Origin of the sequence: Rhodopseudomonas sp. BR0C11 (genome assembly GCF_010820945.1) — a bacterium.
In the GTDB taxonomy this organism is placed as follows: domain Bacteria; phylum Pseudomonadota; class Alphaproteobacteria; order Rhizobiales; family Xanthobacteraceae; genus Rhodopseudomonas; species Rhodopseudomonas palustris_H.
Map to the genome: position 1 here is coordinate 1 of NZ_QTKI01000358.1, position 5,087 is coordinate 5,087.

The 5,087-nt window shown below is 64.7% G+C and carries 5 protein-coding genes and 1 pseudogene; 5 read left to right on the forward strand and 1 reads right to left on the reverse strand.

Translation table 11 applies throughout. The annotated features are described in order from the left end of the window. The coding region (locus DYI24_RS20980; RefSeq protein ID WP_205523618.1) for a nitroreductase family protein at nucleotides 1–227 on the forward strand (227 nt) is incomplete at its 5' end. A 136-nt stretch (nucleotides 228–363) separates the two neighbouring features. Here the strand turns inward: DYI24_RS20980 and DYI24_RS20985 are convergent. Further along, nucleotides 364–1,146 carry an enoyl-CoA hydratase/isomerase family protein gene (locus tag DYI24_RS20985; RefSeq protein WP_164573705.1) on the reverse strand — a complete coding sequence of 261 codons (783 nt, stop codon included), beginning with the start codon at nucleotides 1,144–1,146 and terminating at the stop codon, nucleotides 364–366. A 306-nt stretch (nucleotides 1,147–1,452) separates the two neighbouring features. Between DYI24_RS20985 and DYI24_RS20990 the strand changes: the two genes are divergently transcribed. From DYI24_RS20990 to DYI24_RS21005, 4 genes and pseudogenes are all read left to right on the forward strand, one after another. Next, nucleotides 1,453–2,127 (forward strand): Crp/Fnr family transcriptional regulator, encoded by a 675-nt coding sequence (locus tag DYI24_RS20990; RefSeq protein ID WP_164573706.1) that lies wholly within the window; start codon nucleotides 1,453–1,455, stop codon nucleotides 2,125–2,127. Between the two features lie 11 nt (nucleotides 2,128–2,138). Beyond that, entirely contained in the window at nucleotides 2,139–3,023 is an 885-nt protein-coding gene (locus tag DYI24_RS20995; protein ID WP_164573707.1) for a DUF6537 domain-containing protein, read from the forward strand. Nucleotides 3,024–3,273: 250 nt separating this feature from the next. After that, complete coding sequence (locus tag DYI24_RS21000; protein ID WP_107346511.1) at nucleotides 3,274–3,678, forward strand: DUF3307 domain-containing protein; 405 nt, start codon at nucleotides 3,274–3,276, stop codon at nucleotides 3,676–3,678. Between the two features lie 672 nt (nucleotides 3,679–4,350). Then, a pseudogene (locus tag DYI24_RS21005) lies at nucleotides 4,351–5,087 on the forward strand (sensor domain-containing diguanylate cyclase); the annotation flags it as partial.

The following is a 5,087-nucleotide window of genomic DNA, read 5'->3' on the forward strand; positions in this document are numbered from 1 at the left end:
ATGTCACGTCGTTCATGCTGGCCGCGCAGGCCCTCGGCGTTGCCACCGTGCCGCAGGCCGCGCTGGCGTTCCACGCCGGCGTGGTCCGCAAGCACTTCGGCCTCGGCGACGACCGCCGCGTCGTCTGCGGCATCTCGTTCGGCTACGCCGACCCCGACCACAAGGCGAACTCGTATCGCACTGGCCGCGCCGCACTCGGCGAGGTCGCGACGTTCGTGGACAAGTAACGGCTTCTCAACGAGTCATTCCGGGGCGCGCGTCAGCGCGAACCCGGAATCTGATGTTTGCACTGCGCCGGAGATTCCGGGTTCGCCGCTGCGCGGCGCCCCGGAATGACGACGGGGAGGCTGCAATGCGCGGCCTTCAAAACCTCGGCGCGCGTTTCTCTGTGAATGCGGCGATGCCTTCCTTGATTTCGTCGCTGCGCATCGAGGCGCGGGCGCGGGTGTCGGCGGCTTGTTCGTCGAAGGCGGCGCGGGCGAATTCGTTGATGGCGCGCTTCATGCCGGCGACCGCGTTCGGGGCGTTGCCGGCCAGCGTCGTCGCCAGCGCGTCGACCTCGCGGTCGAGCCGGTCCATCGGCACCATCGCGGTGAGATAGCCGATCCGCAGCATCTCGGCGGCGTCGATCCGCTGCGCAGTCAGGAATAGCCGCTTGGCGTTGTCGATGCCGAGGCGGGAGACGTAGCGCTTGATGCCGCCCGGATAGTAATGCAGCCCCAGCCTGGCGGCCGGCATGAACATCTCGGCGGTATCGACTCCGATGCGGAAATCACAGGCCAGCGCCAGATCGGTCGAGCCGCCATAGACGCCGCCGTTGAGCCGGCAGATCGTCGGCACCCGCAGATCCTCAAGCCGGTTGACCACCACCTCGAACGCCGAGCCGGGGGATTCGGCCTCGACCTCCGCAGTGGCGCGTTCCGCTACCTCGCCGAGATCGAAGCCGGCCGAAAATGCCCGACCGGTGCCGGTGAGCACCAGCACCCGCACCGCCGGATCGGCGTCGAGCCGCGCGAACTGATCGAGCAGCGTGGCGAGGTCGTCAGGCTGCAGCCGGTTGAGATGTTTGGGCCGGTTCAGCCGGATGGTGGCGCGCGGGCCGTCGATGGTCAGCACCGGTGCGCTGGCAGTGTCGCTATCGGACATCGATTAGGTCTCCTGATCGGAAGCGGGCGGCTGCCAAAACGGCGCCGGGCCCTGCAAGGACCGCGGACAGCGCCGCGGCGGACGGGCGAAATGGGCCGGGCAAACTGCCCGCCGGCCGGGCGTCCGTCAACTCGCCGGGGAGCGGGAGAGGCCGCGGCCACCGCTCGCGTAACCTATGCCGGCTGGTTATAATTCCGTCCGCACCAGCGTGTAGGGAGAACTGCGGTCCGAACACCCGCGGGCTATCTCTCAGATCGCTTCCGCCGGCTTCGGCGCCTTCGATTGCAAGACAACGGTGGGTCCCACATGGATATGTCCCTCATCGCCCAGAATGCCGGCATGGTGAGCAGCGTGTTCGCGACCATCTTCGTGCTCGCCACTGCCACGATGCGGACGATGATTCCACTGCGGGTGTTCGGCATTCTGACCAACCTGCTGCTGATCGCGGTGTCGATCCCGACCCACAATTATCCGACGCTGGCGCTGCATGCGGTGCTGCTGCCGCTCAACGCCTGGCGGCTGCACCAGATGCTGCAGCTGGTGCGCGACGTCAGGAAGTCGGTGAACAGCGACCTGTCGATGGATTGGCTGAAGCCGTTCATGACCGAGCGCAAATGCGCCACCGGCGAGGAGCTGTTCTACAAAGACGAGCGCGCCGAGGAGATGTTCTACATCGTCAGCGGGCGCTTCCGTCTCGTCGAATCCGGCATCGAGCTTCCGGTGGGCGCCATTGTCGGCGAGCTCGGCATGCTGTCGCCGACCCATACCAGGACGCAGACCCTCGAATGCGTCGAGGCCGGCACGGTGCTGAGCGTCAGCTATCGCCAGGTGGAGGAGCTGTACGTACAGAATCCGGAATTCGGATTCTATTTCTTGCGGCTTGCCAGCGCGCGGCTGTTCGAAAACATTGAATCCCTGCAAGCCCGATTGGCCTCGGTCGCGCCGCCGCCGCGGACCGACGCCGTCGGCCGGACCGCCTGAGGGCTGAGCCGTTGGCCGGCTACATCGACGCGCTACGCTTCACGCTCGCCGAAATGCTCGGCGAGAACGATCGCGTCGTGGTGCTGAACGCGCCGGCTGCAGCGTCGCCCGAAATTGCCCAAGCTCTGGAAGAGGCGGCCGCCCGGCTGGTGAACTATCAGGGCCGCCGCTATGCGCGGCTGTATCTCGACCGGATCGGCCGATTCGTCGGGCGGCGCGAAGTCGACGACGCGATGGTGCTGCGGATCGCCGAGCTGCTCGCGATGCGGATGGCGTATGAAGACCCGAGCCGGATTGCGCAGCTCACGCTGCAGGAGGCAGCGAGCGCGCCGTCCGGCCGTGCGATTCCGCGGATCGACCGCAGGTGTCGGTTTCGAATCGACGAGGTGGTGGCGGCGCTGCCGGTGGTGGTGGCCGATCCGACGCTCAAGGTGCTGAACTATCTCGGTTGGCTGCACATGCCGGTGAAGATGCGCTTCAACGGCAGCGGCTGGCTCGGCATCCGCAAGCTGCGGATCATCTCCTGGTTGCGGCGCTGGCGGTTGCTGTCGATTCGCTACGCCAATGAGCGCAAATGGGTCGAGCGCTGGCTGCACATGATCGACCGCAGCCTCGCCGCCCGCCCTGAAGCAGCAACGGCCGTGGTCGAAAGCGCCACCATGGTTCGTGGCTATGGCGACGGCTATCGCTACGGCATGGCGAACTGGTCGTTGATCATCGACGCGCTGGTGAAGCCGGCGCTGAACGGCACGCTGCCGCTGCCGGATCTGGTGCAGGCGATTGCGGAGGCGCGCGCCGCCGCGCTGCCGGACCGTAAGCAGACCAGCTTGAAGCGCGCGATCGCAGCCATCAGGGCAAGGTGCGATGCCATGCCGATCCAGGCCGCGGCGTCGTGATCTCCGGGTCGATCGTGCCACCCGGGTACCGTTTATGTGCGATGCGTGCGCGGCGTGAATTGCACAGCCATATGAAGGCCGTACGCTGGCGGCCACGTGCATTCGGCCGCGAGAAATGTCATAAAACTGCGCTGGTCGATACCGACCGGCTGCGATGCGAAGCCTCTGCACGGGAGGGAAGGCGATCGGATTGTCGGACCCCGACAGCCGCCGCCATCACCACCCGCAAGGCCCAAGCGAAGGTGCAAGCTTGATCCTTCCCGAATTGTCGTCGTCGATTGCGGTGGGCGCACTGATCTATTGGATGCTGCTCCTCACCATCAAACACGTGTTCGCGGACTTCATCTTCCAGAACAAGTGGATGGCGATGGGCAAGGACGCCAAGACCGGGTGGGCGCTGCCTCTGCTCGCGCATTGCAGCGTGCATCTGGTGATGACGACGCTGCTGATGCTGATCCTTGCGCCGCGCTACTGGTACATCGGCGTGATCGACTTCCTGATCCATCTCGCGATCGATCGCCTCAAGGGCTTCATCGTCGCCACATACGACGTGACTAATCAGGACCGCTGGTTCTGGTGGCTGATCGGCACTGATCAGGCGCTGCATCACCTGACCGGCTTCGGCCTCGCCATCGTCCTCGCCGCAAATCCGTAAGACGTTAGAGCGGTTCATCGATTGGTTGAAGCGGACTTGGGCCTTGCCAAGGGTCCTGACGTCCGCATCCTGAGGAGCCAGGCGTAGCCGGGCGTCTCGAAGGATGACGAGCCGCATCGCCTCCAGCTCATGGTTCGAGACGGCGCTTCGCGCCTCCTCACTATTGAGATTCTGCCTGTGGCGAGCACTCCCAAGCGCGGTCCGGACTTGATCAAAAAGAACTGCTCTAGCGTGATCTGAGTAGTACGACCGGTCTTGCAATCCGTCGGTTCCGCACTCCGTCAATTTGTCAGCGCGGCGTGCACGAAAAACTCACGATTACACTCAATCGGACCGTTCAATCTGCCTGATTACGTGGATTCGCGGTGTACCCACGTAGTTGTACGCGGGACGGCGTTAACTGCTGCATGACCTGCGAGTGATTAGCGTCAGTGCGATCAGCAGGGGTGCTGACCGCACGCGAGGTCGTGGCGGATAACCCGAAGTTCCAGTGCAATGGCCCGCCATTTCGAATCGCAGCTCGACTTCATCTTCTTTTTCTACGGGCTGTCGTTCATCCTGCTCGGCGCCCTGTGCCTTGTGCTGGCGCGCGGCCGTGAAGACGATCGTGGAACAACGATCCGCTTGATCGGACTGTTCGGCTGCGTCCATGGCGCCAATGAATGGCTGGACATGCTCGCGCTGATCGCGGGCGATAGTACTGAATTCTTGGTGGTGCGCGCGGCGGTCCTGACCGCGTCGTTCATCCTGCTGGCGGAGGCGGGACGAAACGGCGGGATCACACGCGACCTGGCCATGCCTGGACCTTGGATCTACATCCCGATCCTGGTTGCAATCGGCGCGATCGGCTTCGTCGACGGCATCGAATCCGCGAAGGCGGCGACCCGCTATCTGCTCGCCGCGCCGGGCGCGATCCTGGTGGCCTTCACGGTGTTCACCGGCCGACATCACGATCTCCATATGAACCGCTCGCTGATGGCGGGCGTGGCGATCGCCTTCGCACTTTACGCGGTGGCGGCTGGCATGATTGTCGAAACCGCGCCGTTCTGGCCGGCCAGGACCTTCAATCAAGAGATGTTCCAGCGCGTCACCGGTGTGCCAATTCAACTCGTGCGCGGGCTGATCGCGGTGGCACTGGCGGCGCTGATCTGGGCGGCCTGGGGCCGCCGGGTGATGGAAACGCTCGACTACCCCGGCTATTCGCTGCACCTGAAACGGCAGTTCGTCGGTGTGCTGACGACATTGCTGCTGGTCTTGGCGCTGGGCTGGGCGCTGACCGACTATCTCGGCGAGATCCATCGTGACGACGTCGAAAGCGAAGCTGCCGGCGACGTTGCTCTGCTGGTCAGCGGTCTGGAGCGCGAAACCACCATCGCCGACGCGATGGTGGTTTCGCGCTCCCGCCCGCC

Bases quoted from the DNA above. Each gene is read 5' to 3' on its own strand.
- DYI24_RS20985 (WP_164573705.1), bottom strand. From the start codon at position 1,146: ATGTCCGATAGCGACACTGCCAGCGCACCGGTGCTGACCATCGACGGC.
- DYI24_RS20990 (WP_164573706.1), top strand. From the start codon at position 1,453: ATGGATATGTCCCTCATCGCCCAGAATGCCGGCATGGTGAGCAGCGTG.